This window comes from Aliiroseovarius sp. ABM4_368, assembly GCF_056161205.1.
In genome coordinates this window covers 80,334-105,449 of the sequence record NZ_JBSWYR010000006.1, presented here as the reverse complement: position 1 = coordinate 105,449, position 25,116 = coordinate 80,334, and the positions used below count along the sequence as shown (strand labels likewise).

The window sequence follows — 25,116 nt, the reverse complement described above, 5'->3', positions numbered from 1 at the left end:
ATGCTCAGCCACGGTATTCCCCAGCAAGAAGCGCAACCACTAGGAACGCACATGCTGGATACCCAAAAGCCGTCCCCAGAACAGATCCGCCAGAAACGGGCGGATAATCCGAAAACCCGTGATCGGGACTTTGCCGAAAACCTTGGCATTACAGAAGCCGACCTGGTGGCTGCCTATGTCGGAAACGGTGTCACAGCGATCGAAGCGCACCCAGACAAGATCATGCCCGAAATCGAAAAGCTTGGGGACGTATTGGCTCTGACACGTAATCCGTCTTGCGTGATTGAACGTGTCGGCACCTACAATAACTACCACACTGGCCGCCACGCCGCGATGATCCTTGATCCCGAGATCGACCTGCGCATCTTCCCGAAGTTCTGGGAACATGCTTTCGCGGTCGAGAAAGAGACCGACAAGGGCATCAAACGCTCGATCCAGATTTTCAACGGAGTGGGCGACGCGGTGCATAAGATCCATCTGCGTGACGAATCGAACCATGACGCGTGGGATGGTATTGTCGCCACTCTGCGGAAAGATGCCCAAAGCGATACGCTTGAGTTGCGCGAAAAAGGTGCACCGGAAGCCCCGACTGCCGATCCCGCCAAAGCGGACGAGCTGCGCGCCGAATGGGACAAGATGACCGACACACACCAGTTCCAGAAGGTGCTGGTCAAACTGAAGATGAACCGCCTGGGGTCGTACCGAATTGCAGGCGCGCCTTATGTGCGCCCGTTGGCGGCAGGGTCGGTTGAACAGGCGTTCGAAAAGATCTCGGAAACTGGGGTTGGCGTCATGATCTTTGTGGGCAACCGCGGTTGCATTCAAATCCATGGCGGCGAGTGCAAGAACCTGAAGACCATGGGGCCTTGGTTTAACGTGCTGGATCCCCGCTTCGACATGCACCTGCGTTCGGACCACATCGCGGAAATCTATGCCGTGCGCAAGTTTGCCAATGGTGGCGAAGCCCTGTCGCTTGAGGCTTTCGACAGCGAAGGGCGCATTATCCTGCAGATTTTCCCTTTCCGTCGCGCCGCTGAAGAGAACGCTGTGATCTGGAAAGATATTCTGGACAGCCTGACCACGGACGAGGCCCAATCATGAACCGCTTCAATCGACATATGCGCCTGACACAATTGTTGCGCCCCGGCGTGCAGCTGGTCGCGCTTCTGACGCTTATCTTTGTTGCCCTCCCTGTGCACGCACACGATAGCCATCCCGATGCGTCGCGCGTCGTGTCGGTCGGCGGTGCCGTGACCGAGATCATCTATGCCCTTGGCGAGGAACATCGGATCATCGCGCGCGACACCACATCGGTCTATCCGGCCGAAGCGTTAGAGCTTCCCGACGTGGGCTATATGCGGCGCTTGGCACCGGAAGGCGTGCTTTCGGTCAATCCTGACCTGATCCTGACCGAACCCGGTTCGGGTCCGCCCGAAACGATCGAGCTGCTGAACGCGGCTCAGATCCCGTTCGTTCCTGTCCCCGGTCGCTATGACGCTGAAGGCATCATTGAACGTGTCACAACTGTTGCCCACGCGCTGGGGGTCGATGAAAAAGGGGCTGCACTTGTCGCCGAACTGACGGCCGAACTGGACCAGATCACAACGGCAAATGCCAATGCCACTTATAAACCCCGCGTTCTGTTCGTTCTGTCGATGCCGGGCGGGCGGTTGAATGTGTCCGGCACCAATACTCGCGCCGACGGGATCATCAACATGGCCGGCGCAGTAAATGCTGTGCAGAGCTTTAGCGAATACCGCATCCTAACGGACGAGGCGATTATCACCGCAGCACCTGATGTGGTCTTGATGATGAACCGCTCAGAAAACCATGGTGCGACCGAAGACACCTTGTGGTCTCATCCCGCGCTGAAACTGACGCCCGCTGGCCTGAACAAGGCGCTGATCAAAATGGACGGAGCCTATATGTTGGGCTTCGGGCCGCGCACGGCGAAAGCCGCTGCCGATCTGCGCCAGTATCTGGACGCTTTGCCGGGAAACGAGGGCTGATCCACGATGGCCGCCCTGCAAGAACAGTTCCCCGCCCGCAGCCCATCACGCCCGGCGTTCACCGACCGACGCACCCGTGCGCGGCGTATGGTTTGGGTGCAGCTTGCACTGTTGAGTGTGATGTGCGCCCTTAGCCTGAGTTTCGGAGCGACGGGGGTGTCGCCCCTGAACGCGCTGGCGCAGTGGGCACAGGGGCATGACCTGACTGTGCAAGAACGCGTTGTTCTGTTCGACATCCGCCTGCCGCGCATGGTGCTGGGTGTGCTGGTCGGCGCGTCTTTGGCGGTATCTGGCGCGCTGATGCAGGGGCTGTTTCGCAACCCGTTGGCCGATCCCGGACTTGTGGGCGTCAGCGCGGGTGCTGGACTGGGGGCGATCTCGGCTATCGTATTGGGCAGCGTCTTGCCGATCGGGATATTGGCCTATGTGGGCTACTACCTTGTCCCGGTTGCTGCGTTCCTTGGGGGCTGGGCCTCGACGCTGATCCTGTATCGTGTGGCGACGCGCAAGGGCCGTACCTCGGTCGCGACGATGCTGCTGGCTGGGATTGCGTTAGGGGCGCTGGCTGGCGCGGTTTCGGGCATTCTGGTTTACAAAGCCAACGACGCCCAATTGCGTGATCTGACCTTCTGGGGCATGGGATCACTGGCTGGGGCCACGTGGTCGAAAGTCATCACCTCCGCGCCGATCATTCTGCTGGCACTTGCTGCCGCCCCGTTCCTGTCGCGCGGATTGAATGGCCTTGCCTTGGGCGAGGCCGCCGCTGGCCATCTGGGCATCAATATCCAACGCGTGAAATCCATCGGCATCCTTTCCGTCGCTGCGGCCACTGGTGCTGCCGTGGCTGTGTCGGGTGGCATTGGCTTCATCGGCATCGTAGTGCCGCATCTGCTGCGCTTGGCCATCGGACCGGACCATCGCTTTTTGCTGCCCAACGCGGCGCTTTTGGGGGCGTCACTTTTGCTGGCGGCCGACGTGATCAGCCGCAACATCATTGCTCCCGCCGAACTGCCCATTGGCATCGTGACAGCTGTTCTGGGCGCTCCGGTATTCCTGTGGATCCTTCTGCGCGCCCGCGGCGTTCTGGATATGTGAGGCGACATGATAAACGCAACTGACATTCACGTCCGACTGGGCCGAAAAGAGATCTTACATGGGATAGATTTCATCGCTTATCCAGGGCAAGTCACGGCAATTGTCGGCCCGAACGGATCCGGCAAAACGACATTGATGCGCGCCTTAACAGGGGATGTGGATCACGGCGGCAAGATCACCATGAACGGGCAGGACGTGACCGGCTTGGCGGCTTGGCAACTGGCCAGCCAACGGGGCGTGTTGCCACAATCGACCCCCTTGGCCTTTCCTTTCACGGTGATTGAAGTTGTACGCCTTGGGCTGATGTCAGGTGTTTCGGCGCAAGATGACACGCTGCCCGAGCGTGCTTTGGCCCGGGTCGGGCTGACCGGCTATGAAGACCGATATTACCAAGAGCTGTCCGGCGGCGAGCAACAGCGCACCCAACTGGCCCGCGTTTTATGTCAGGTTTGGGAGCCAACATTGGATGGTGAACCACGCTGGCTTTATCTGGACGAACCTGTTGCTGCGCTGGACATTGCACACCAAATTCAAGTGATGAACATCGCTCGCGACTTTGCCAAAGCAGGCGGTGGCGTGATTGCGGTGATGCACGATTTGAACCTGACGGGGCTTTATGCAGACAGGATCGTGATAATGAAGGACGGTCGCGTCCTTGCGGATGGATGGACCGACGCGGTTCTGACCGGCCTGAACCTTTCGCAAGCCTATGATTGCCACGTGGATCTTGACCCGGCTGCGATCGGTTCGTCGGTGGTTCTGCACCCAGCGGGCGTGACGCTTTCATAAGACCTCTGTTTGTCCTGAGAGTGAATAAGGACAACCCAGAGCCCGCCAAATGCGATCTCGGCTTATTCAAGTCGAGACGCTTTTGGCACGCTGGACCTTCGCTAATATTGTAAAGTCGTCCCGCCAGCGCAGTGCTGTTGAGTGGGTGCGGTATTCGCATCAAGCTGTTGCGTTATATTATAACATAACTTAAAAAGCCTCCACACCAAAGGAGCACGCACTGTGGATTCGCGCTTACCTGTCACTTTGCTAACCGGATTTCTGGGAGCAGGAAAGACAACGCTTTTGAACGCTATCCTGTCGGATGCATCGTCAGGACGGATCGCCGTGATCGTCAACGAGTTTGGCGAAGCAGGGCTTGATCACGACTTGATGGCGACCTCCAGCGACGATGTCACGCTGATGCAATCGGGTTGCCTGTGCTGCACTGTGCGGGGCGAGCTGGGACACACATTCGGAAAACTGTTTCAGCGCCGTGAGGCGGGTGAATTTGACTTCGATCGGATCGTGATTGAGACGACAGGGCTGGCGGAACCTGGGCCGATCCTGCAAACACTTTTGGTCGAACATTTTCTGGCCGCGCGGACCCGCATGGATGGGGTCGTTACCGTGGTGGATGCCGCCAATGGCCCTAAGACATTGGATGATCAGTTCGAAGCCGTTTCACAGGTCGCGATGGCCGACTTGCTGGTTCTCAGCAAAGCCGATCTGGTAGGGCCCGAGCAGATCATCAGGGTCGAAGAACGCCTGCGGGGGTTAAACCCGACCGCGCGCATCCTGCATGCCGTCCGCGGTGAAGGTTTGGCCGGGAAGCTGTGGGGGCTGAGCGGGTTGCGCAAAGAGGCCGCTCCGGTCGATGTGTTGTCTTGGACAACTGGGCGCAAAGCGCCTGGCTCTCCGGTTCATGTGATGTCTCACGCATCGGGGCAGGGTGCATCTGCCGGTTTGACTTCAGATCCCTTTGCGAACTTGTCTGGGATGGCCGCGTCGCCGTCGGCCCCGGCATCCCATTCACGTCACGACGCCCGCATCGAAACGGCGTCCATCATCCTTGATGAACCCTTGGCCGATGCTGTCTTCGACAACTGGCTAAACACGCTGACCGCACAACGTGGTCCCAATCTGCTGCGCGTCAAGGGCGTGGTGTTCCTTGAAGGCATCGAGATGCCATTCGTTTTCCATGGGGTTCAAACCATCTTTGATCCTCCGCTGCCGGTCAAAGACTGGCCGTCTGACGATCGCCGTTCGCGTATCGTCGTCATTGCCCGCGACATTCCGCGTGCCGAGCTAGAGCACAGCTTGAACATGTTGCGCGCCGAACCTTCCCTTACATAAGCGAGTTAAATGCTATGAAAGATACGCCGATTAACGATACCCGCCTGCCTGTGACCGTGCTGTCTGGCTTTCTTGGGGCTGGAAAAACAACCCTTCTGAACCGTGTTCTGAACAACCGCGACGGGCGCCGCGTGGCTGTGATCGTCAACGACATGTCCGAAGTGAATATCGACGCCGATCTGGTGCGCGAAGGGACCGAGCTTTCGCGTCAGGAAGAAACCCTAGTCGAGATGTCGAACGGCTGCATCTGCTGTACCTTGCGCGATGATTTGCTGAAAGAGGTCCGCAACCTGTCCGAGGAAGGGCGCTTTGACTATCTGCTCATTGAGTCCACCGGGATTTCCGAACCGCTGCCCGTCGCGGCCACCTTCGATTTCCGTGACGAAGCCGGGGAAAGTCTGTCGGATGTGGCGCGACTGGATACGATGGTTACGGTGGTCGATGCGGTGAACCTGCTTCAGGACTTCTCGTCCCACGATTTCCTGACCGACCGCGGCGAAAGCTTGGGCGAGCAGGATGATCGCAGCCTGGTCAGCCTGCTGACCGAGCAGATCGAATTTGCCGATGTGGTGATCCTGAACAAGGTGGACGATGCTGGGCCTGAACGTACGGATAACGCCCGCAAAATCATCCGCGCCCTGAACGGCGACGCGAAGATTATCGAGACCAATCACTCGGACGTGTCCGCCGATGCCATTCTGGACACGGGCCTTTTCGATTTCGACACCGCGCATGAACACCCGATGTGGGCCAAAGAGCTTTACGGCTTTGCCAATCACACGCCTGAAGACGAGGAATACGGCATCAGCTCGTTCGCCTATCACGCCCGCGCGCCGTTTCATCCTGAACGGCTGCTTAAGGTGTTGAACGGCGATCTGCCCGGCGTGATCCGCGCCAAGGGGCACTTCTGGATCGCCACCCGCCCACAATGGGCGGCCGAGTTTAGCCTTGCGGGGGCGTTGTCCTCGGTCAAGCCGCTGGGGCTGTGGTGGGCATCGCTGCCTGAAGAGCGCCTGCCGACCCATCCCGAGGCGCAAGCCGAGATTGCCCGCAACTGGGTCGAACCCTGGGGCGACCGGCGGCAAGAGATCGTGTTCATCGGCACCGGCTATGACGAAGACGCCATCAAAGCGCGCCTGAATGCAGCCCTTATGGATGTGGACGAATTCCGCCCAGAAGAATGGGAGGATCTGGCCGACGCCTTCCCGCTCTGGGGGCAGCGCTGATGAATGTCACGGTGCTTGAGACGCTGATGCAAGATGCACCCCTTGGGGTGCATCTAACCGACACGGCTGAAGACCTGTCAGCTATCCATCGTCCGGGCGTTGCGGCCGCTGTTTGGCGGCGTCAGCCCTTACCGTCATTTCAAGATTGGATCGACGGTTTGGACGCCGCTCTTTTGCCCAAGACCCGCATGATCCTGCGCCCAGAGGCCATTCCGGATGCCGTCCGCCACATCTGTGACACGTCTGGCACGCCGGATTGTCCTGAACGGGATATGTTGATCGACGACATTTCGGCGCTTTCCCAACTCTTTTCCGAGTTGATGCGCGCGCGCTTTCTGCGGGTGCGTCTTGATGTGGTGACCACCAACGCCTGCCGCAAGTTCCATGTCGACGCGATCACCGCGCGGCTGGTCTGCACCTATCGCGGGACCGGCACGCAATATGGCACCGGTCAAGATGGCCGCGACCCCAAGCGTATCATCACAGTGTCCACCGGCGCGCCGATCCTGCTGCGGGGCACCCGCTGGCCAGAGCAGCCGGCCTCGGGCTTGCTGCACCGTTCGCCGCCCATCGAAGGAAGCGGCGAGACGCGTTTGCTGTTGGTGCTTGATCCTGTTGCTGACCCGGAAGACGAGGTCTGAGGCACGGCAGGTTCTGTTATCTTCGCGACAGCAGCAAGATGAAGAATATGCCGCCGATTAGGCCGGTGATGATCCCGATTGGGATGTCCTCGGGTGCCATCAATGTGCGCGCCGCGATGTCGGCCCACAGCAGGAAGATGCCTCCGAACAGGGTAGAGACGGGCAGAACGCGCGCATAGTCGCCGCCGACCAACATCCGCACGATATGGGGCACCATCAGGCCGACAAACCCGATCAGGCCGGAAAATGCGACCATGACGCCAGTGATCAGTGCGCCAGCCACGAAGACGGACAAACGGAACTTGGCGACCGAGATCCCAAGCGTTGTTGCGGTCTCGTCACCGATGGTCATGGCGTTCAGCTTTGACGACTGAAGCCAAAGCCAAGTCCCTGCCAGAGCAAGGATGATCAGCGGGTAAGACAGGTGCGACCATTGGGCCAACCCTAGCCCTCCGAGCATCCAGAAGACTACGGTGTGCGATGCGCGGGGGTCACCCAGAAAAATCAGGATGTTTGCGCCTGCCATGATCACGAAGGACACGGCAACGCCTGCCAGCACCAAACGGTCTGCCGAGGTCGCAGACGCCATGCGCGACACGCCCAACACCATGGCCGTCGCCATCAAAGCGCCAAGGAACGCCATGAACGGGACGGTCAGAAGCCCCATGAAAAGGCCCGTATGCATTAGCGCGGCCACCGCACCGAAGGCTCCTCCTGATGAGATGCCTAAAAGATGCGGATCGGCCAGCGGGTTGCGGGTGACGGCTTGAAGGGAAGCCCCGACGACCGCCAGCCCCGCCCCGACCATGGCTGCCAAAAGTGCGCGGGGAAAGCGAATTTCCCACACGATGGCGGCGCGGCCTGCGGACCATGTCGGTTCGGCGTCAGACAAACCAGTGCTGTTGAAGAACACGCCCCAGACCGTGTCGATGGGCACAGACACCGCGCCCACCGAGATTGCAATGGAAAGCGACAGCCCGAACAGAACTGCTCCGATCAGGAAAATGCCCGGAAGGGGCAAACGCTGTGTGGGCTGCCGCATCGCCTTATTGTCCTTGGTGAGTGCTGTGGCCCCAGAAACCGCTGGCCAGTTTCTTCACCGCATTGACGTTGCGCGGGCCAGGGGTGGCTTCGACATATTCCAGCACGACGAAACGGTCGTTCTTTACAGCGTCCAGATCGGCAAAGGCCGGGTTGTTCATCATGAACGCGCGTTTTTCGTCGGCAGTCACTTCACCATAGTTCACGATCACGACGACTTCGGGGTTGCGTTCCACCACTTCTTCCCAAGCCACGGTCGCCCAGCTTTTCTCGAAATCATCCATGATATTTTTGCCGCCTGCCGCTTCGATCAGCGCTGTCGGCATGGCGTATTTTCCAGCGGTAAAGGGCGTGTCTTCACCGCTGTCATAGACAAACACACGCAGCGGTTCGTCGCCGGTTTTCAGCTCGGCGGTGAACGCGTCCAGCTCGGCCTTATAGCCTGCCACCAGTTCCTGCGCTTTGGTGTTTTCGCCGAAGATCTTCCCAAGGTTAAGGATGTCATTATACATGTCATCCATGCTGACTTTCGGCTTGTCGCCGATATGGATGCAGCTTTCTGTCAACTCATAGACCTTGACGCCGAACGGGGCGAGCGTTTCGGGTGTTACTTCGCCGCCGACCTTCATGCCATAGTTCCAACCAGCAAAGAAGAAATCGGCGTCGGCCCCCGCGATCACTTCTTTCGACGGGTATTTCGTGGATAGCTCGGGCAGAGCTTCGACGCCGGCGCGCATCTCTTCGTCCAGAGTTTTCCAGCCAGAAATGCCGGTATAGCCGACCATGCGATCAGCCAAGCCAAGCACCAGCATCATCTCGGTCAGGTTTACGTCGTTGGACACGGCCGCCTTGGGTGGAGTGTCAAAAGTGACCTGTCGGCTGCAGCTGTCCACGGTGACTTCGGCAAATGCTGAAGTCGCCAGAAGGCTCATGCCAAGGGCATATGGCAAGTGTTTCATAGGGTTTCCCTTGTTCAGTTTGGAAGTTGGAATGAAAAATGGGGTTTGCGGCTGAGGCTGAGTTCTTCCAGCCGGGCCTGTACCATGAAGGTTTTCGAAACCAGTTCGTCTGACAGCACCTCCCCGGGGGTGCCGACAGACATCATGTGTCCGCCGCGCAAGACCAAGATTTGGTCGCAGACTTCAGCCGCAAGATTCAGATCATGCAGCGACGTTACGATGGTCAAATCCAGATCACGGATCAGTTGGAGCACCTCAAGCTGGTGCCGGATATCAAGGTGATTGGTGGGCTCATCCAGAACCAAGACCTGCGGTTCTTGCGCCAAGGCGCGGGCCACCATCACCCGTTGGCGTTCGCCGCCGGACAGGGTCGACAGGCTGCGATGCGCCATGCCGTGCAGATCCATGCGATCCAGCGCGGCCTCGATCACTTCTTCATCGCGCTTGCCGGGTGTGGCGAACCCCAGACGATGCGGCACGCGGCCAAGGGCGACGATCTCGCGGACATTCAGGGCGAAATCGGTAGGCTGCTCTTGCAACACGGCGGCGACCTTGCGGGCGACGGCGCGGGGGGCGAGTGTGGACAGCGTCTGGCCACCGATAGACACATGCCCGCTGAAGGGCAGGTTGAACCCATAGATCAGGCGCAGAAGCGTCGTTTTTCCTGCCCCATTCGGCCCAACAACGCCCAGCGTCTGGCCCGCAGGAACGTCAAAGCTGGTGTCATGCAGCAATAGTGGCGATTTTCGCGATGGTGCCCATGTGACGCCTTCGACCCGAAGCTCTGCGGCGCTCATGACACCAGCTCGGCAGTGTCTTCAATCGCCATGATGGTGGCTGGAATACGAGCAAGGGTGTTGCTGCGCAGCTTGCCGGGCCGGTCAACAGAGCTGCACCAACCATCGTGAAGGACCGCGTACTGGCTTGCGAAGTCCACAAGGTCTGAAATGTCCACGTCAGGGTCTATGTCGCCAAACAGATAGGTTGCTTTGCGCGTGCCGTGATAGGCGACCGTGCAAGGGCGATCGCAGCCCGCCATGCATGCGGTGCCGGAGATTTCAAAATCTTCGCCGATGGCGTCGCCCGCCGCCGAAATTGCAGCGCGCAGCTTTGCGATCAGTTCATAACCCGGCCGACAGGCCTGTCCCTTGTGTCTGCACGACGTGCAAACAGTAATTCGGTGTGTGGTAGTCCGGTTCATGACGCCCTCCGCGCGCTTGCAGGGAGGGAATGACACCAAATCTGAATGTGGCAAACGCCATCAAAGCCATATTGGCCTCCTTCCAGGACACCCCGCCCGGTTTGAGTTACGGTTCAGATGGCAGGTCTCCTGACTCGCGGCTTTGTGCTTGTCCCCAACCTTCCCAGAGCGTTGCTCCAGTGGCGTCGAGGGGATGCGCACCGCTTACAGTTGCGGGGGCAGTCACGGAATTGGCGCCGATTGGCTGTTCCTCACCGTGTTCCCTTTTCATCCGGCTTGCCTTTGGCGTGCCGAAACCATCGCGGCTGAAGGTGTCGAGAGGTGTGTTGGTTGTCAAGAGAGGAGTTTCGCCACGTGGCACATGGCTTTGCATCCGATACCCGTTGAGGCGGGGCAAATGGCGAATAGGGGTCGACATTCTTGAACGAAAACTGTGCATGGTCAAAGCATGGCGATTGACTCCGGGCACTTGGTCATTAATTTATGCGATAAAATAAATGAGGTAAAAATGAGTTTCATCGGTCTGGATCTTGGAACATCGGGTGTGCGCGGGATTTTGATTGATCATGCCGTCGTTGTTTTGGCCGAGGCTGAGGCGCCTTTGGAAACACAGCATCCGCACCATGGTTGGTCAGAACAAGATCCGGACAGCTGGATCACTGCCAGTCAGCGCGTCATGCGCGGGTTGGCTGACGCTGCCGGACCTGCTTTCCAAGATGTGAAAGGGATCGGGCTAAGCGGTCATATGCATGGTGCGACTTTGGTTGATGCCAGCGGGAAAGCCTTGCGCCCCTGCATTTTGTGGAATGATACGCGATCGGCATCGCAGGCTGCCGCACTTGATGAAAATCCGGTGATGCGCGATGCCTCGGCCAACATAGTTTTCCCCGGATTTACGGCGCCCAAGCTGGCATGGATCGCGGAACATGAGCCTGATGTTTTCGAAAAGGTTTCAAAGGTTCTGCTGCCGAAGGACTATGTGCGGCTTTGGCTTACGGGTGAGTATCTAAGCGACATGTCCGACAGCGCCGGGACATCATGGCTGGATGTGGGCGCGCGCAAGTGGTCAGAGCCTGCGCTGGCGGCTTCGGGCATGCGATCAGATCAGATGCCTGATTTGGTTGAAGGAAGCGCGGCTGGTGGGATGCTGCGCGATGCACTCAGGTCGGAATGGGGGATCAGCGGATCGGTGGTTGTCGCAGGCGGTGCTGCGGACAATGCGGCTGCAGCCTGTGGGATCGGGTGCTTGAATGAAGGGGCTGGTTTCGTGTCTTTGGGGACGTCCGGCGTTTTGCTGGCGGCGCGGGGTGGATTTGCATCTGCGCCGGAAACTGCGGTGCATACATTTTGTCACGCAGTGCCAGAGCGCTGGTACCAGATGGGTGTAATTCTATCAGCGACAGACAGTTTGAACTGGTTGGCGCGGAACACTGGTGAGCAGCCCGCGGCCCTGTCCAAGGCGCTGCCGGACAAGATCAACGGACCATCTTCGGTACTTTTCCTGCCGTATCTTTCAGGCGAACGGACGCCGCATAATGATGCGACAGTTCGGGGTGCATTCTTGGGTCTGGACATTGCGACGGATCAGACCGCTTTGACCCGCGCCGTGATGGAGGGGGTCGGATTTGCATTGCGGGACAGTCAAGCGGCTTTGGCGCAAACGGGGGCTGATCTTAAGACGGTCTTTGCTGTAGGCGGGGGCGCTCGGTCCCGGTTTTGGTTAGAGACATTGGCGACAATGATGGATTTGCCGCTTTCGGTTCCAGCAGCCGGAGAACTTGGGGCGGCTATGGGCGCCGCGCGCTTGGCGATTTGTGCGGCGACCGGTGCAACACCTGATGAGGTCATGAGCCCTCCGGCGGTTGCTGATGTCATTGAGCCGCGCCGCGACCTGACGGCTGCCTATGATGCGGCCTATGCCAGATACCGTGCCGCCTATCCTGCGATCAGCGCGATCGCCGCGTCTTGAAGAATCCGATGCAAACCGTTGACTTGCGGCATGGACCGATGCGTGTTCGATTGCTGTCTTACGGGGGCGTGACACAAGGGTGGTGGCACGATGATGTTCCCTTGATCCTCGGCTATGACGATCCAAAAGACTATCTGTCGGACCCATACTATGTCGGGGCCATTGTCGGGCCTGTGGCAAACCGTATTGCTGGGGCGCGGTATTCGCTGGGTGGCACGGATGTAAAGCTGATGGCCAATGAAGGGGTCAATTCATTGCACTCGGGTGTCGAGGGTATCTCGGCCCAATATTGGAGCCTGTCAAAGCTAGATGACCGAACCGCCGACCTGACCTATGTTGCAGCGGACGGGGAGGCCGGGTTTCCGGGCAAAGCTCGTTTCGTGATCAGGGTCGTATTGTCGGACACCAGTTTGACCTATGAAATGCGGGTCGAAGTTGATCGCCCGCGTCCGGTCAGCCTTGCACAGCACAACTATTATACCTTGGGCGAGAAGTCGGGTGCTGATCTGAAGCTGACAATGCCAATGGAGCGCGTCTTGTCGCTTTCCGCCGCGGGCATTGCCACCGGAGAGATTGAAGGCGTTGCAGACGCGGCGCTCGATTTTCGGACAGGGCGGCGTTTGCGAAGCTTCCCTGATGGGATTGACCGGTTCTTCATTCGGCCCGAAAAAGCCAAAGGCCTGCAACATATCGCCGAGCTTTCGGCGCCGTCTGGGTTGAAGCTGCGGGTCGCATCGGATCAGCCGGGGGCGCAGATATATACCGGGCATGGATTGGGTGCCCCGTTTGAAGCATGGGGCGGCATTTGCGTTGAACCCTCTGGCTTCCCGAATGCGGTCAACCAGCCACATTTTCCATCCACGATTTGCACACCCGCATCGCCATATGTGCAAAAGCTGGTCTTAGAGGTCGGCGAATGAGGAACGTTGTCCAAACAGCTCTTGTCGTTGCCTGTCTGGCCTTCAGCAGTGCGTCGGCGCAAGAACTGGGGCAAGCGCCTGCTTTCCGGGACCGTGATCCGGCGCGCGTCGCATTGGGGCAACTTCTGTTTTATGATCCGATCTTGTCGGGCAATAAGCAGGTCAGTTGTGCCAGCTGCCACCATCCCCGTTTTGGAACAAGCGATGGGCTGTCGCTGTCTTTGGGCGATGGCGCCACAGGGCTGGGGCCGGATCGGGTGGCAGATGCCGACAATTACCCAGAGCAACGTATCCCCCGCAATGCGCCTGGGCTGTGGAACCTTGGAGCGTCCGAGTTCACTGTGTTCTTCCATGATGGGCGGCTAGAAGTGGATCACAGCCAGCCCAACGGTATCCGCACACCTTTGGGATCTGATATGGTCACCGGGTTTCAATCGGCGCTATCGGCGCAGGCGATGTTCCCTGTTCTGTCAGCAGACGAGATGGCGGGACATTACTCGGAAAACGATGTAAGCAAGGCAGTCCGACAGGGGCTTTTGGCGCAGGATGGGGGTGCGTGGGATGTCATAGCCGCCCGCGTGGAAGCGATACCGGAATACGCAAATGCGTTTGAACAGGTTGCTCCAGGGCAGGATGTGACCTTTACCCAGATTGCCAATGTGATCGCGGATTTCATTGCGCATGAATGGCGTGCTGATAACGCGCCTTTTGATCGTGCGATGCGCGGAGAGGCATCGTTGTCGAAGCAAGAGGCGCGGGGAATGGATCTGTTCTATGGCAAGGCAGGATGCAGCAGCTGTCATTCGGGTTGGTTGCAGACGGATCACGAATTTCATGCCATCGCCATGCCTCAGATCGGCCCGGGCAAAGCGGCACGGTTTGAAAGCCACGCTCGCGATGAGGGTCGGATACGGGTGACAGGGCGCGCCGAGGACGCCTTTGCCTTTCGCACCCCGTCCTTGCGCAACGTGACCCTGACAGCGCCCTACGGTCATTCCGGAGCTTACCCATCGTTAAAAGAGGTGGTGCGCCACCACCTTGATCCTGTTGGGTCGCTTTATGCCTACCATTTGAACAAGGCGGTGATGCCGCAGTTGGAAGGGGCTGTTGATGACCGGATCCAAATGTCAGAGGCGGATCTTGAGGCGATTGCAACAGCGAATGAGCTGTCACCCCAATCTTTGTCAGACGCCGATGTCGACGATATTCTCGCCTTTCTGAAGACCTTAGAAGACCCGACCGAGCGCTTGGGGGTTCCCGACAGCGTGCCAAGCGGGTTGCCTGTCGAGCGTTGAAAGCGTGTTAGCGGCTGAGTGTCACGGCCTGATTGGTCGAAACGCTCTGCCATTGCCCTTTGGTGCCATCGGGCCAGATGGCGCGTAGTTCAACATTCTGTGCGTCGCCCAATCCGAAGTGCTCTGGCACTGATTGCCCGCTGACATGACCACCGCCAATTGTGATTTCACGGTGAAAAAGGCCATCTTTGGTGCGAACTTCGACAAATCCACCCACGGCGTTCGTGTTCGGGCCGGTTTGGCGCAGCAAGACCGTCAACCAGTTTCCGGGGTCAGGGGTGACATTCTGAAAGACCTCCATGTCCGAACGCCGGTTGACGACGACAAGATCAAGCAGGCCATCTAGGTTCAGGTCAACCAAAGCTGCCCCTCGTGAACGGTCCATGGTGGCGACACCTGCTTTGTGTGCCACCTCGGTGAAATGGCCGTCAGCCAGTTGTATCAACAGTGAATTGGGGTCTTCCATCGCCAGACCGGGCATCTGTTCGACATTTCCCTTGGACACAAAGATGTCGTCGCGCCCGTCATTGGTAACGTCACCAAACTGAGCGTGCCAGCCGGTCGAAGGCCGCCCATCATCTCCAACGTGAGGGCGGTGTGCAGTGGCCCCGAATTCGTAGGTGACATCACGCCACGCGGGCCCCCCAGCTTTTGGGTCGAACTGTTGCAATTTCTGGTCACCCATCGAGGTTAGATATACCTCGGGGAAGCCGTCTCGGTTCAAATCGCGTGAAGCGATGCCCATGCCCCAGATCGAGTAGGGCAGCCAGCTTTCGTCGGCTGTGTACAGGCGAGGGACGGCTTCCATCGCCCACATCTGTTCCTGCCCGCCTTTTACGTAATAGTGACGGTCGTTGCTGATCCGCAAATCTGCTTGGCCAGTGCGGCTCCAGTCCGAGAACAGGATCGACAACGCGCAAAAGCCGGGCTTAAGCGCATGGGGCGTGCCATAGACATTGCCATGAGGGCGAAAAAGCTGCGTCGCATCACAGGCTTCGAACGGTCCGTCGGGGTCGCTGCGATCAACATAGGCCCCGAATGCAAGCGTCGGAAGGATCTGGCCATCTTCCCAAGTGGCCGAAAAGGCCGTTGTCCAATGGGCGCCGAAAAAAAAGGCAAGGTCGTCGAAAGGTTCGAATTGGCAATTGCCAAGACCTCGCAAAAGCACATCTTTGCCCACCCGCAGCACGGCAAGATCCAGCATGCCGTCGCTGTCAATATCCAGCGGATAAGCCCCAGTCACAGATGTTAAAGACAGGGCATCCGGGGTATCGACAGTGAAGGCCACGTCACCCGACGAGGTGTTCAAAAACAACTGCGCCGCATTTGCGCCACCCGCGGCATATAACTCGGGCAGGGCGTCGCCGTTGCAATCGAACACTGCGACGCCACCGCCGACGAAATGCTCCCACCCACCTGCGTAAACATGCGGTGCAATCTCGACAGGTTGGAATTTAGGCAGGCCTCTTTCGGCAAGGGCCAGCACGGGTAAGGAGATCGCGATAGTTGCCGACACAAGCAGCTTCATTCCGAAAGCTCCTTTACCTTCAGGGTCGAGACATGCTCGATCCCCATCGCGGCCGCCCCGCGGGCCCACATCAGGTCATCCCAATGATGAATGCGGATATCGGGGAAAGGGGCGTCGACCTCGACGATGTTGTTGCGCACAGTTTCCAAAACCATCTCTGAATGAAGATGTGAAATGCGGTGTTCGGCACCTGCTACAATAATCCGCTCTGGGTCAAAGAGATTGATGAGGTTGGACAATCCCATACCAAACATTTGCCCGGCTTCATCAAGGATAGAGGCTGCTTTCGTGTGTCCATCCACGGCGCCTTGGACCAAGGCCCTAACGGTTGGGAAAGCGTCAGCCGAGATTTCGTCGGCAGCGCGACGAAGCAGCCCGGAACTGCCAACATAAGCTTCCAGACATCCATTTTGGCCGCACTGGCAGGTTGCGCCATTCAAAGCAACTTTGGTGTGACCGAACTCGGCCCCGCATCCGCGTTCACCCCGGTAAAGCCGCCCGCCCAGAACAATGCCCAAACCGACCCCGTGTTCCACCGTGACAACCAGAAAATTGCGCAGCCCCTTGGCTTCCCCGAACAGTTGCTCGGCCTTTGCGACCAGATTGGCGTCATTGTCCAGAAAGGCCGGGCAGGGGAGGTGTTGGTTTAAAAGCTTGCCTAAATCGACGTTGCGTTGCGTGAAAGATGACGACCAGTGCACGAACTGGGTTTCGGCATTTACCTGTCCTGCGAGCCCAATCGAAATGCCCGAGAGCTTTTCGATGCTGCACCCTATCTGAACATAGGCAGCATGCAGTGCGTCCCGGATCGCCAAAACAAGGGTTTCTGGCTCCATCTGCGGTCGCGACAAAGGCACCTCAAGCCTGGTGATCTCGGTCCCATCGAAATCGAGGATCAGAATAGACATTGTGTCCCGCGCGACCTTAATGCCCGCAACGTGGAAGTCTCCGGTTTTCAATCGAAGCGCAACACGTGGACGACCGCGTTTTGCTGAGTCCGGATTGTCTGTCGCGGTGACTTCTTCAATCAGGCCACCTGCCATCAGGCCCGACGTAACAAATGTCACCGTTGCCGGACTTAGACTTAAGGCCGCAGCGATGTCGGTACGTGACGCATTGCCTGAAGCCCGGATGCAATTCAGGACGCGCAGACGAGTCACTGCGCGAGCATCCAATGCGAAGGTCTCGCTTAAATGATGGGGCCAGAATGCGCCCGATTCTCTTTTCATTTCACCAGTCTACATTCAACTTGCCTGACCTGCCGATTATTTTTTTCGACAAGTAAAAAAATTATGCTACCAAAGTTGTAGGCTCTTCGAATCGCTAGCATGAGCCACCTATGGGAGGAAACAATGAAATATCTATTTGGAATGTCCGCGGCTGCGGCCTTGATGGGATCTGTGGCTTTCGCAGATGATAATGCGATCACTGTCGGCGTCAGCTGGTCTAACTTTCAAGAAGAGCGCTGGAAAACTGATGAGGCGGCCATTGTTGGTGCATTGGATGCGGCAGGCGCGACCTATGTGTCCGCCGATGCACAATCTTCTTCGTCCAAGCAGCTGTCAGACGTCGAAAGCCTGATTGCGCAGGGGGTCGATGCCTTGATCATCTTGGCGCAAGACGCACAGGCGATTGGCCCAGCAGTTCAGGCCGCTGCGGACGAAGGAATTCCCGTCGTCGCCTATGACCGTTTGATTGAAGACAGTCGCGCATTCTATCTGACTTTCGACAACGTTGAAGTTGGCCGGATGCAGGCGCGTGCGGTATTTGCTGCACAGCCTGAAGGCAATTTCGTAATGATCAAAGGCTCGCCGACCGATCCGAACGCAGACTTCCTGCGCGGTGGTCAGCAAGAGATCATTGATGCGGCTGTCCAAGCCGGAGACATCACCATCGTAGGCGAAGCCTATACCGATGGCTGGTTGCCCGCGAATGCGCAACGCAACATGGAGCAAATCCTGACTGCAAACGACAACAATGTTGATGCAGTTATTGCTTCGAATGATGGCACGGCAGGTGGTGTTGTGGCTGCCCTTACTGCTCAGGGTATGGAAGGTATTCCAGTCTCGGGTCAGGACGGCGATCACGCTGCGCTGAACCGCGTCGCACTGGGCACACAGACCGTGTCGGTGTGGAAAGATGCACGTGACCTTGGTGCAGCTGCAGGCGAGATCGCAGTTGCCCTTGCCAGTGGTGAAGCGGCCGGTGACAGCCAAGAATGGACGTCCCCCGGTGGCACAACCATGACGGCCCGTTTCCTTGAGCCTGTTCCGATCACTGCCGAAAATCTTTCGGTTGTTGTCGATGCCGGCTGGATTACGCAAGAGGCTCTTTGTCAGGGCGTGACCGACGGTCCCGCACCCTGCAACTGATCCCTGATGGCCCCGGTGAAAAACCGGGGCCATACCTTATTCGCGCTTTTTAAGAAGGTCTGACATGGCTGACGTGAAAATTGCGCCGATCCCCAAAAAAGGCAAAGGCAACCTGTTCCAGAAACTGGAATTGGATATGCGTCTTTTGGGTATGATTGGAGCGCTGTTCATTCTCTGCATCGGGTTTAACTGGTTTACTGATGGCCGGTTCCTGACGCCCCGCAATATTTTCAATCTGACGATTCAGACCGTGTCTGTGGCGATCATGGCCTGCGGGATGGTTTTTGTGATCGTTAACCGCCACATCGACCTAAGCGTTGGTGCGCTTTTGGCGACGACCTCGGCTGTCATGGCGATGATGCAGACGCAAATCTTGCCTGACCTTTTGGGGCTTGGTCATCCGATGATCTGGGTTCTGGCTGTTATCTCGGGTCTTCTGGTGGGCACTCTTATTGGTGCGTTTCAGGGCTGGATGATCGGCTATCTGACCATCCCGGCGTTTATCGTCACGCTGGGTGGCTTTCTGGTTTGGCGCAACGTGGCGTGGTATTTGACCAGTGGGCAGACGATTGGTCCGCTGGACCCGACGTTTCTGATTTTCGGCGGGACCAATGGAACACTTGGAACCACATGGAGTTGGGCTTTCGCGTTCGTGGCTATGGTCGCCGCCGTCTGGGCAATGTGGAATGCACGCCGGGCGAAGTCTGCACATGGTTTCCCTGTGAAGCCGATTTGGGCCGAGTTCACGCTTTACGGGATCATCATCGCTTCTATTGCCGGCTTCATTGCTGTGCTCAATTCCTACCTTATCCCGGAACGTCGCTTACAGCGGTTGTTCGAAGAACGCGGAGAGGTACTTCCAGAGGGGCTGACAGTCGGATACGGCCTGCCCATCTCGGTCCTTATCCTCATTCTGGTGGCCGTCGTCCTTAGCGTGGTAGCGAAACGAACAAGGTTCGGGCGCTATATTTTCGCAACTGGCGGCAACCCTGATGCCGCCGAGCTTTCGGGCATCAACACGCGCCGCCTGACCGTGAAGATCTTCGCTTTGATGGGGTTCCTATGTGCCTTGTCTGCGGTCGTCGCATCTGCGCGTCTGTCGAACCATTCCAATGACATCGGCACGCTGGACGAATTGCGGGTCATCGCGGCTGCTGTCATTGGCGGCACTGCGCTGTCCGGTGGGTTTGGTACTATCTATGGCGCGATCATTGGCGCGCTGATCATGCAATCCTTGCAGTCTGGAATGGCCATGGTCGGCGTCGACGCGCCGTTCCAGAACATCGTGGTCGGCACGGTCCTTGTGCTGGCTGTGTTGATTGACATCATCTATCGCAAACGTGTGGGGGCAAAGTAATGACAAAGCAGACAAAAGCCCCCTTGGTCGAGATGAAGAACATCTCGATCGCATTTGGCGGGATCAAAGCCGTGGACGACATTTCTGTTGATCTTTATCCGGGCGAAGTCGTCGGCCTGCTGGGGCACAACGGCGCCGGCAAGTCGACTTTGATCAAAGTTCTGTCAGGCGCTTACGCCAAGGACGAGGGTGAGATTTTCATCAATGGCCAGAAGGTCGAGATAAACTCTCCGCGAGACGCACGCGCCAACAACATCGAGACGATCTATCAGACGCTCGCGCTGGCCGACAATTTGGATGCGGCATCAAACCTTTTCCTTGGGCGAGAATTGATGACGCCTTTCGGGTTGGTGGATGACGCCGCAATGGAGGCTGAATGCCGCAAGATCATGGGACGCCTGAACCCGAACTTCCAGAAGTTCAATGAACCGGTTTCGGCCCTGTCCGGGGGGCAGCGTCAGTCCGTGGCGATCGCCCGAGCGGTCTATTTCAACGCCCGTATTCTGATTATGGACGAACCCACAGCTGCCCTTGGGCCGCACGAGACACAGATGGTCGCAGATCTGATCCATCAGTTGAAGGCGCAGGGCATCGGGATTTTCCTGATTGATCATGACGTCCATTCGGTGATGGAGCTGTGCGACCGGGCCAGCGTGATGAAGAACGGTCAATTGGTCGGCACGGTCGATATTGGAGAAGTCACAGATGATGATCTTCTCTCAATGATTATTCTGGGTCGCAACCCAAACGAAAAGGCGGACGCATAATGGCCACTGGTTTCTTTGATGGGGTCACACCTGCAAAATTCCACCACTACAACCCGGATGAGATGGTCATGGGCAAACGGATGGAGGATCACCTTCGCTTTGCAGTGGCTTACTGGCATTCCTTTGCTTGGGAGGGGCAGGACCCCTTCGGCGGTCAGACCTTCATTCGCCCTTGGCATCCCCAAGATGACATGGGCCGCGCAAAGATGAAGGCCGACGTCGCGTTCGAGATGTTTGACCTTCTAAACGTCCCGTTCTTCTGTTGGCATGACGCGGATATCCGCCCTGAACAGGGAAATTTCGCGGACAATCAAAGAACCTTGGACCAGATCACCGACTATATCGGGGAAAAGATGGAAGCCTCAAATACAGGGCTTTTATGGGGGACGGCCAACATGTTCAGCGATCGCCGCTGGATGGCGGGTGCTTCAACCAATCCGGACCCAGATGTCTTTGCTTTTGCCGCTGCGACCGTCAAATCCTGCATGGATGCAACGCACAAGCTTGGTGGTCAGAATTACGTCTTATGGGGTGGTCGCGAAGGTTACGAGACTTTGCTGAACACTGACATGGGGCAAGAGCTTGACCACATGGGACGCTTCCTGTCGATGGTGGTCGACTATAAGCACAAGATCGGTTTCGAGGGTCAGATCTTGGTCGAGCCTAAGCCGCAAGAGCCGTCAAAGCACCAATATGATTTTGATGCGGCGACCTGCGTCGGCTTCTTGCGTAAATACGGACTTGAGAACGAGGTGAAGCTGAACCTCGAGCAAGGACACGCGATCCTTGCAGGCCATTCGTTCGAGCATGAGATCGCCGTCGCAACGTCCGAAGGGATGCTGGGGTCGATTGATATGAACCGAAATGATTATCAGTCCGGCTGGGATACGGATCAATTCCCCAACAACGTGCCCGAGGTGGCATTGTGTTATTATCACATCTTGAAGGCCGGTGGACTGGGGCAGGGTGGCACCAATTTTGATGCCAAACTGCGGCGTCAATCGCTGGACGCGCAAGACCTGATTGACGCCCATGCTGGTGGAATGGAAGTGTGCGCCCGGGGGCTGAAAGCTGCGGCGAAGATGATCGAAGACGGTGGGCTTGAGCGCGCGTTGGAAGATCGTTACGCCGGTTGGAAAACGCCCGAAGCGAAAGCCATGCTGACCAGCGATCTGACCTCTATTACCGAACGTGTTCTGGCGGAAGGGATCACGCCTGATCCTCGGTCCGGTCGGCAGGAAGCGCTGGAAAACTATGTCAATCAATTCGTCTGAGCGTTTGCTGCCAGCCCGCTCGTGGATCTGAAGTCGCGTGGTGAAAGTTCGGATTGGGCTGCTTGCGCTTGAGCGTCCCAATCTGTCAAATACTGCACGCCGTAGAAGTGACGGGCGTGCAAATTGTATTAAAGCACGGTCAAACCACTTGCGATCTCTGATGCGATTGCGTCGGCGTCTACACCCTCGCGTTCGGCAGAGACCCTCAAGCCCAAAAGATCGGACTGATACCTGCGGGCAAGCACCTTGGGATCATGCGAAGCATCAATGACGCCCGCTGACTGAGCTTGCTGAAACAACTCCTCAAATTGTGCCTCCATCTTCAGCAGATGCAAATTCGCGTCATGCGCCAAAGGATGGTTATGTGCATGAAGCTCAAGAAGCGTCTTTGACAGCATGCAGGCCTTGGCGGGGGCGGCATCGTTCTGGACGACCATCTGCGGAAACCGCTGAAGCGCTTTGATCGGCCCGTATTCCTGGGCCAGTGCCTTCAGGCGCTTTCGCCCATCGGTCGCGTATTTTTCCATGGCGATCTTGAACAAAGCATCCTTGGAGCCGAAGGCCGCATAAAAGCTGCCCGGTTTCATCTGCAATTCAGCCTCGAGGTCTTTCAACGACGTGCCCGCCCACCCGCGTTTCCAAAACAAGTCGCGGGCGCGTTCGATCAGCTCGTCTCGGTCATAGTTCGGTTTGCGCGGCATCTGTTCACCAATTCTTGAATGATTGCTCAATTATATACTTGAGCGATCACTCAAGAAAGGGTAAACCGCACATATCGCAATTTTCAAAGGATGCGCAGACATGAATTTCCCTTCCCATGATATGGACACTGCTCCTGAGGCCTCCAAACCGCTGTTGGAGAATTCGCAAAAAGCCTTCGGCCGGCTGCCCGGCCTGCATAAAGTTCTGGCAGAAAGCCCGCAGGCTTATGAGGCGTATCAGCTTCTTCATAAGCTGTTCACCGAAACAGATTTCGACGCAGACGAGCTGACCGTTGTATGGCAAGCCATCAATGTCGAGCATTCATGCCATTACTGCGTGCCGGCCCACACAGGTATCGCGAAGATGATGAAGGTTTCGGATGAAATCACGAACGCATTGCGCAATGAGACGCCGCTGCCAACAGCAAAACTTGAAGCGCTGCGGACGTTCACGATCCAAATGGTGCGCCAGCGCGGAAACGCCACTGATGAACAGATCGAGACCTTCTTTGCCGCAGGTTACAGCCACCGCGCTGTGCTTGATGTGATCTTGGGCATCGCTCAGAAAACGATGTCGAATTACGTTAATCATGTTGCAGTAACGCCGGTTGACGAAGTGTTCCACCCGCTGAAATGGGAACGCGGTGATACACCCCTTGAAGTTTGATATTCAGAAGGCGCGCTTTCACGTAAGTGAGGAGCGCGCCTTGCAAACCAGGCTTTTCCACAGACCAGCATAGTTATGTAAAGATTTCACAGGCACTGTCGTCTCTGCTTGGTTAAGCAGTGGTGAGGTATGTTCGTCACTAAACAACATGGCAGCTCCGATACTTGTGCCTGTGACGGCCGCGTTTGTAAGGACGGCGCGCGCGGTTAAGGCTTGCAGCATGGAAAGGTATTCGGCGTTTCGTGCGAAGGGCCCCTCGACAATTGTCGGGCCGTCACCGCAGACGAGCTTCAGGCAAGCGTCCGTCATCAAGGCCAAATAGAACGACAAGGCCACCGAGCGCATGCCTGATCCGACAACAGGTTCGTCGCCATGCCAGTGCATCCGAAGCCCCTGGAAAGGGCCTGAATCCGTTTCGACTGACGGCAAGAGCATGCGATTTCCATCCAGAACGGCAAACACGTCTTGTTCGCTTGGAACAACCTGCTGGCCTTGCTGGATAACTTCGAACTCTCGTCCCCCCATGAAGCGTGCGCTGGCCACTGCTTGCGCGCGCGCGTTGACGTTGACGAGGGTATCGCGGGCAGGGTCAAGCTGAACCGGCTTGCCGTTGTTCATTGACATGACAATCACCCATGTCCCAGTCGACACGACGGAAACGGGCCCCTCCTGCGAAACGACATGAGGATAAAGCGAGGCGTTAGAATCGTGGATGCCGACGCAAACTGGTGTGTCGGACGCAAGGCCTGTCGCCTTGGCAATTTCTGGTAAAATCGACCCAAGGACATCACTCGGACGGGGCTAAACACTCTGCGCCGGATTGGACGACTGTGAATCCGCTGATTTCCTTCAATGTGACCAGTTCTAGCTTCGCTGGTGCGACTGAAGTTTTCGAAAATGACGACGTGCGACCCGGCTATGTTGCGCGTCGTTTTCATTCATTTTGGAACACCGCCAATCAGTCACCAAGAGCTTTGCAGCAGATTGAATGTCTCGGACAGGACCGGGCTATCCTTGCGGCGTTCTAAGGCAACGAAACAAAGACAGGCAGGCACTGAAACTGAATTGCAGACCGCAAGACCGAAGGATTGTTTTTGGTGGAGCGCGATGGAATCGCGACACAGGCTTAGGCCGATGCCAGATCGCACCATTTCAAGCATCGACGCCTCTTGGTCTACACGCGCCACGACTCCAAGACGATCAGCCGGATCCGTGTAGATTTTGGACAATAGGCGATAGTGGACGGACCTTTCAGGCGTGCCGATCCAAGGCAGCTTTGCCAGCGCAGGCCAATCAGCATCCTCGATCTTCTTTTGCCACCCAACTGGGCCGATTACGCGATAGGTGAAATCGGCAAGTTTGATCGCATGTATTGGCTCTTCACTGTCCAATCCCATCAGGGGCAGATCGTCCGGTCCGCACAAATAGAAACCTGCATCTATCTGGCCCCGTTTCAGCCATGTCATAACGTCGCCGCTGACACCGTGGGTCAGTTCCGTTTCAATGTCCGGGTGCTCGGTGCGCAGGCGCGCAAGCATCCGACCAAGCCGAATAAATTCCGGATCAACAATCGTTCCGATCCTCAGCTTGCCGCTGACCCGACCAGACCTTTGGCGGGCACTGCGCTGGAAATCACTCATTGCATCCAGAACTTGTTCGGCTTTTGACAGGACCGCGGCGCCGTCATGGCTGATTTGCAGGCCAGTGGGTGTTCTGTTGAACAGCGTGATTCCTGTCTCTTCCCCAAGCCGTTTGATTTGGTGGCTGATGGCTGGCTGGGTCAGGTTCAGCACCTCAGCAGCGCGCGAAACGCTTCCTTCCCGCGCCACAGTCACGAAGGCCAAGATGGTGTTAATGTTTGAAAATCGGTCCATATAAAAATTACTAATATTGCGTTGTGCGATTTGTCATTAGGTTTTTTCGCATCCATCGCCCACAGATCATTGAAAGCAGCGTTCTGGGAGGAAGCG

At 57.3% G+C, this 25,116-nt stretch carries 24 protein-coding genes and 1 riboswitch; of the genes, 15 read left to right on the top strand and 9 right to left on the bottom strand.

Annotated elements, in window-relative coordinates; genetic code table 11:
• The first annotated feature begins 51 nt into the window (after window positions 1-51).
• The 7 genes from ACXAH3_RS15445 (at window position 52) to ACXAH3_RS15415 (ending at window position 7,095) form a co-directional block, all read left to right on the top strand.
• A complete protein-coding gene (locus ACXAH3_RS15445; protein WP_474863042.1) occupies window positions 52-1,101 on the top strand; it encodes a hemin-degrading factor in 1,050 nt (349 codons plus the stop codon).
• Window positions 1,098-2,009 carry a heme/hemin ABC transporter substrate-binding protein gene (locus tag ACXAH3_RS15440; protein ID WP_474863041.1) on the top strand — a complete coding sequence of 304 codons (912 nt, stop codon included), beginning with the start codon at window positions 1,098-1,100 and terminating at the stop codon, window positions 2,007-2,009. Before ACXAH3_RS15445 ends, ACXAH3_RS15440 begins: the two co-directional genes overlap by 4 nt.
• Window positions 2,010-2,015: 6 nt before the next feature.
• Window positions 2,016-3,104 (top strand): FecCD family ABC transporter permease, encoded by a 1,089-nt coding sequence (locus tag ACXAH3_RS15435; protein WP_474863039.1) that lies wholly within the window; start codon window positions 2,016-2,018, stop codon window positions 3,102-3,104.
• Between the two features lie 6 nt (window positions 3,105-3,110).
• Window positions 3,111-3,893, top strand: coding sequence for a heme ABC transporter ATP-binding protein (locus ACXAH3_RS15430; protein ID WP_474863037.1), 783 nt, complete (start codon window positions 3,111-3,113; stop codon window positions 3,891-3,893).
• Window positions 3,894-4,115: 222 nt separating this feature from the next.
• On the top strand, window positions 4,116-5,228 hold the full coding sequence (locus tag ACXAH3_RS15425; protein WP_474863035.1) for a CobW family GTP-binding protein: 1,113 nt from the start codon (window positions 4,116-4,118) through the stop codon (window positions 5,226-5,228).
• 14 nt (window positions 5,229-5,242) lie between these two features.
• A complete protein-coding gene (locus ACXAH3_RS15420; RefSeq protein WP_474863034.1) occupies window positions 5,243-6,454 on the top strand; it encodes a GTP-binding protein in 1,212 nt (403 codons plus the stop codon).
• Window positions 6,454-7,095 carry a DUF1826 domain-containing protein gene (locus ACXAH3_RS15415; RefSeq protein WP_474863033.1) on the top strand — a complete coding sequence of 214 codons (642 nt, stop codon included), beginning with the start codon at window positions 6,454-6,456 and terminating at the stop codon, window positions 7,093-7,095. The genes ACXAH3_RS15420 and ACXAH3_RS15415 overlap by 1 nt, the downstream gene beginning before the upstream one ends.
• A gap of 16 nt (window positions 7,096-7,111) precedes the next feature.
• Here the strand turns inward: ACXAH3_RS15415 and ACXAH3_RS15410 are convergent, their stop codons facing one another.
• From ACXAH3_RS15410 to ACXAH3_RS15395, 4 genes are read right to left on the bottom strand one after another with little or no spacing between them, the layout of a single operon-like run.
• A complete protein-coding gene (locus ACXAH3_RS15410; protein ID WP_474863032.1) occupies window positions 7,112-8,137 on the bottom strand; it encodes a FecCD family ABC transporter permease in 1,026 nt (341 codons plus the stop codon).
• Between the two features lie 4 nt (window positions 8,138-8,141).
• Window positions 8,142-9,095 carry an ABC transporter substrate-binding protein gene (locus ACXAH3_RS15405; protein ID WP_474863031.1) on the bottom strand — a complete coding sequence of 318 codons (954 nt, stop codon included), beginning with the start codon at window positions 9,093-9,095 and terminating at the stop codon, window positions 8,142-8,144.
• 14 nt (window positions 9,096-9,109) lie between these two features.
• On the bottom strand, window positions 9,110-9,892 hold the full coding sequence (locus tag ACXAH3_RS15400) for an ABC transporter ATP-binding protein (RefSeq protein WP_474863029.1): 783 nt from the start codon (window positions 9,890-9,892) through the stop codon (window positions 9,110-9,112).
• The gene (locus ACXAH3_RS15395; protein ID WP_474863028.1) at window positions 9,889-10,296 is read right to left on the bottom strand and encodes a DUF1636 family protein; all 408 of its coding nucleotides are present in this window, start codon (window positions 10,294-10,296) and stop codon (window positions 9,889-9,891) included. Before ACXAH3_RS15395 ends, ACXAH3_RS15400 begins: the two co-directional genes overlap by 4 nt.
• A gap of 102 nt (window positions 10,297-10,398) precedes the next feature.
• Window positions 10,399-10,612: riboswitch (cobalamin riboswitch) on the bottom strand.
• Between the two features lie 192 nt (window positions 10,613-10,804).
• Between ACXAH3_RS15395 and xylB the strand changes: the two genes are divergently transcribed.
• The 3 genes from xylB to ACXAH3_RS15380 are packed head-to-tail and all read left to right on the top strand — an operon-like array spanning window position 10,805 to window position 14,480.
• Window positions 10,805-12,265 (top strand): xylulokinase, encoded by a 1,461-nt coding sequence (gene xylB / locus ACXAH3_RS15390; RefSeq protein ID WP_474863026.1) that lies wholly within the window; start codon window positions 10,805-10,807, stop codon window positions 12,263-12,265.
• Window positions 12,266-12,273: 8 nt separating this feature from the next.
• Window positions 12,274-13,185, top strand: coding sequence for an aldose epimerase family protein (locus ACXAH3_RS15385; protein WP_474863024.1), 912 nt, complete (start codon window positions 12,274-12,276; stop codon window positions 13,183-13,185).
• On the top strand, window positions 13,182-14,480 hold the full coding sequence (locus ACXAH3_RS15380; RefSeq protein WP_474863023.1) for a cytochrome-c peroxidase: 1,299 nt from the start codon (window positions 13,182-13,184) through the stop codon (window positions 14,478-14,480). The genes ACXAH3_RS15385 and ACXAH3_RS15380 overlap by 4 nt, the downstream gene beginning before the upstream one ends.
• Window positions 14,481-14,487: 7 nt before the next feature.
• On the opposite strand, the gene ACXAH3_RS15375 is transcribed toward ACXAH3_RS15380, so the two are convergent.
• Together ACXAH3_RS15375 and ACXAH3_RS15370 are read right to left on the bottom strand one after the other, a co-directional pair.
• Window positions 14,488-16,008 (bottom strand): CRTAC1 family protein, encoded by a 1,521-nt coding sequence (locus ACXAH3_RS15375; protein ID WP_474863022.1) that lies wholly within the window; start codon window positions 16,006-16,008, stop codon window positions 14,488-14,490.
• Window positions 16,005-17,237, bottom strand: coding sequence for an ROK family protein (locus tag ACXAH3_RS15370; RefSeq protein ID WP_474863020.1), 1,233 nt, complete (start codon window positions 17,235-17,237; stop codon window positions 16,005-16,007). The genes ACXAH3_RS15375 and ACXAH3_RS15370 overlap by 4 nt, the downstream gene beginning before the upstream one ends.
• 123 nt (window positions 17,238-17,360) lie before the next feature.
• Here ACXAH3_RS15370 and xylF point away from each other — a divergent pair, with 123 nt between their 5' ends.
• From xylF to xylA, 4 genes are all read left to right on the top strand, one after another.
• Entirely contained in the window at window positions 17,361-18,380 is a 1,020-nt protein-coding gene (gene xylF / locus ACXAH3_RS15365; RefSeq protein WP_474863018.1) for a D-xylose ABC transporter substrate-binding protein, read from the top strand.
• 64 nt (window positions 18,381-18,444) lie between these two features.
• Window positions 18,445-19,737, top strand: a complete 1,293-nt coding sequence (locus ACXAH3_RS15360; protein ID WP_474863016.1) for a sugar ABC transporter permease — start codon at window positions 18,445-18,447, stop codon at window positions 19,735-19,737.
• The gene (locus ACXAH3_RS15355) at window positions 19,737-20,504 is read left to right on the top strand and encodes an ATP-binding cassette domain-containing protein (protein WP_474863015.1); all 768 of its coding nucleotides are present in this window, start codon (window positions 19,737-19,739) and stop codon (window positions 20,502-20,504) included. Before ACXAH3_RS15360 ends, ACXAH3_RS15355 begins: the two co-directional genes overlap by 1 nt.
• On the top strand, window positions 20,504-21,778 hold the full coding sequence (xylA, locus tag ACXAH3_RS15350) for a xylose isomerase (RefSeq protein ID WP_474863013.1): 1,275 nt from the start codon (window positions 20,504-20,506) through the stop codon (window positions 21,776-21,778). The genes ACXAH3_RS15355 and xylA overlap by 1 nt, the downstream gene beginning before the upstream one ends.
• Before the next feature lie 128 nt (window positions 21,779-21,906).
• Here the strand turns inward: xylA and ACXAH3_RS15345 are convergent, their stop codons facing one another.
• The gene (locus tag ACXAH3_RS15345) at window positions 21,907-22,479 is read right to left on the bottom strand and encodes a TetR/AcrR family transcriptional regulator (protein WP_474863011.1); all 573 of its coding nucleotides are present in this window, start codon (window positions 22,477-22,479) and stop codon (window positions 21,907-21,909) included.
• Window positions 22,480-22,579: 100 nt separating this feature from the next.
• Between ACXAH3_RS15345 and ACXAH3_RS15340 the strand changes: the two genes are divergently transcribed.
• Window positions 22,580-23,146, top strand: coding sequence for a carboxymuconolactone decarboxylase family protein (locus ACXAH3_RS15340; RefSeq protein ID WP_474863009.1), 567 nt, complete (start codon window positions 22,580-22,582; stop codon window positions 23,144-23,146).
• An 18-nt stretch (window positions 23,147-23,164) separates the two neighbouring features.
• On the opposite strand, the gene ACXAH3_RS15335 is transcribed toward ACXAH3_RS15340, so the two are convergent.
• Window positions 23,165-23,860 (bottom strand): hypothetical protein, encoded by a 696-nt coding sequence (locus ACXAH3_RS15335; protein WP_474863095.1) that lies wholly within the window; start codon window positions 23,858-23,860, stop codon window positions 23,165-23,167.
• Window positions 23,861-24,108: 248 nt separating this feature from the next.
• Window positions 24,109-25,020 carry a LysR family transcriptional regulator gene (locus tag ACXAH3_RS15330; protein ID WP_474863007.1) on the bottom strand — a complete coding sequence of 304 codons (912 nt, stop codon included), beginning with the start codon at window positions 25,018-25,020 and terminating at the stop codon, window positions 24,109-24,111.
• Window positions 25,021-25,116: the final 96 nt, after the last annotated feature.

Bases quoted from the DNA above. Each gene is read 5' to 3' on its own strand.
- ACXAH3_RS15445 (WP_474863042.1), top strand. From the start codon at position 52: ATGCTGGATACCCAAAAGCCGTCCCCAGAACAGATCCGCCAGAAACGG.
- ACXAH3_RS15440 (WP_474863041.1), top strand. From the start codon at position 1,098: ATGAACCGCTTCAATCGACATATGCGCCTGACACAATTGTTGCGCCCC.
- ACXAH3_RS15435 (WP_474863039.1), top strand. From the start codon at position 2,016: ATGGCCGCCCTGCAAGAACAGTTCCCCGCCCGCAGCCCATCACGCCCG.
- ACXAH3_RS15430 (WP_474863037.1), top strand. From the start codon at position 3,111: ATGATAAACGCAACTGACATTCACGTCCGACTGGGCCGAAAAGAGATC.
- ACXAH3_RS15420 (WP_474863034.1), top strand. From the start codon at position 5,243: ATGAAAGATACGCCGATTAACGATACCCGCCTGCCTGTGACCGTGCTG.
- ACXAH3_RS15415 (WP_474863033.1), top strand. From the start codon at position 6,454: ATGAATGTCACGGTGCTTGAGACGCTGATGCAAGATGCACCCCTTGGG.
- ACXAH3_RS15410 (WP_474863032.1), bottom strand. From the start codon at position 8,137: ATGCGGCAGCCCACACAGCGTTTGCCCCTTCCGGGCATTTTCCTGATC.
- ACXAH3_RS15405 (WP_474863031.1), bottom strand. From the start codon at position 9,095: ATGAAACACTTGCCATATGCCCTTGGCATGAGCCTTCTGGCGACTTCA.
- ACXAH3_RS15400 (WP_474863029.1), bottom strand. From the start codon at position 9,892: ATGAGCGCCGCAGAGCTTCGGGTCGAAGGCGTCACATGGGCACCATCG.
- ACXAH3_RS15395 (WP_474863028.1), bottom strand. From the start codon at position 10,296: ATGAACCGGACTACCACACACCGAATTACTGTTTGCACGTCGTGCAGA.
- xylB (WP_474863026.1), top strand. From the start codon at position 10,805: ATGAGTTTCATCGGTCTGGATCTTGGAACATCGGGTGTGCGCGGGATT.
- ACXAH3_RS15385 (WP_474863024.1), top strand. From the start codon at position 12,274: ATGCAAACCGTTGACTTGCGGCATGGACCGATGCGTGTTCGATTGCTG.
- ACXAH3_RS15380 (WP_474863023.1), top strand. From the start codon at position 13,182: ATGAGGAACGTTGTCCAAACAGCTCTTGTCGTTGCCTGTCTGGCCTTC.
- ACXAH3_RS15375 (WP_474863022.1), bottom strand. From the start codon at position 16,008: ATGAAGCTGCTTGTGTCGGCAACTATCGCGATCTCCTTACCCGTGCTG.
- ACXAH3_RS15370 (WP_474863020.1), bottom strand. From the start codon at position 17,237: ATGAAAAGAGAATCGGGCGCATTCTGGCCCCATCATTTAAGCGAGACC.
- xylF (WP_474863018.1), top strand. From the start codon at position 17,361: ATGAAATATCTATTTGGAATGTCCGCGGCTGCGGCCTTGATGGGATCT.
- ACXAH3_RS15360 (WP_474863016.1), top strand. From the start codon at position 18,445: ATGGCTGACGTGAAAATTGCGCCGATCCCCAAAAAAGGCAAAGGCAAC.
- ACXAH3_RS15355 (WP_474863015.1), top strand. From the start codon at position 19,737: ATGACAAAGCAGACAAAAGCCCCCTTGGTCGAGATGAAGAACATCTCG.
- xylA (WP_474863013.1), top strand. From the start codon at position 20,504: ATGGCCACTGGTTTCTTTGATGGGGTCACACCTGCAAAATTCCACCAC.
- ACXAH3_RS15345 (WP_474863011.1), bottom strand. From the start codon at position 22,479: ATGCCGCGCAAACCGAACTATGACCGAGACGAGCTGATCGAACGCGCC.
- ACXAH3_RS15340 (WP_474863009.1), top strand. From the start codon at position 22,580: ATGAATTTCCCTTCCCATGATATGGACACTGCTCCTGAGGCCTCCAAA.
- ACXAH3_RS15330 (WP_474863007.1), bottom strand. From the start codon at position 25,020: ATGGACCGATTTTCAAACATTAACACCATCTTGGCCTTCGTGACTGTG.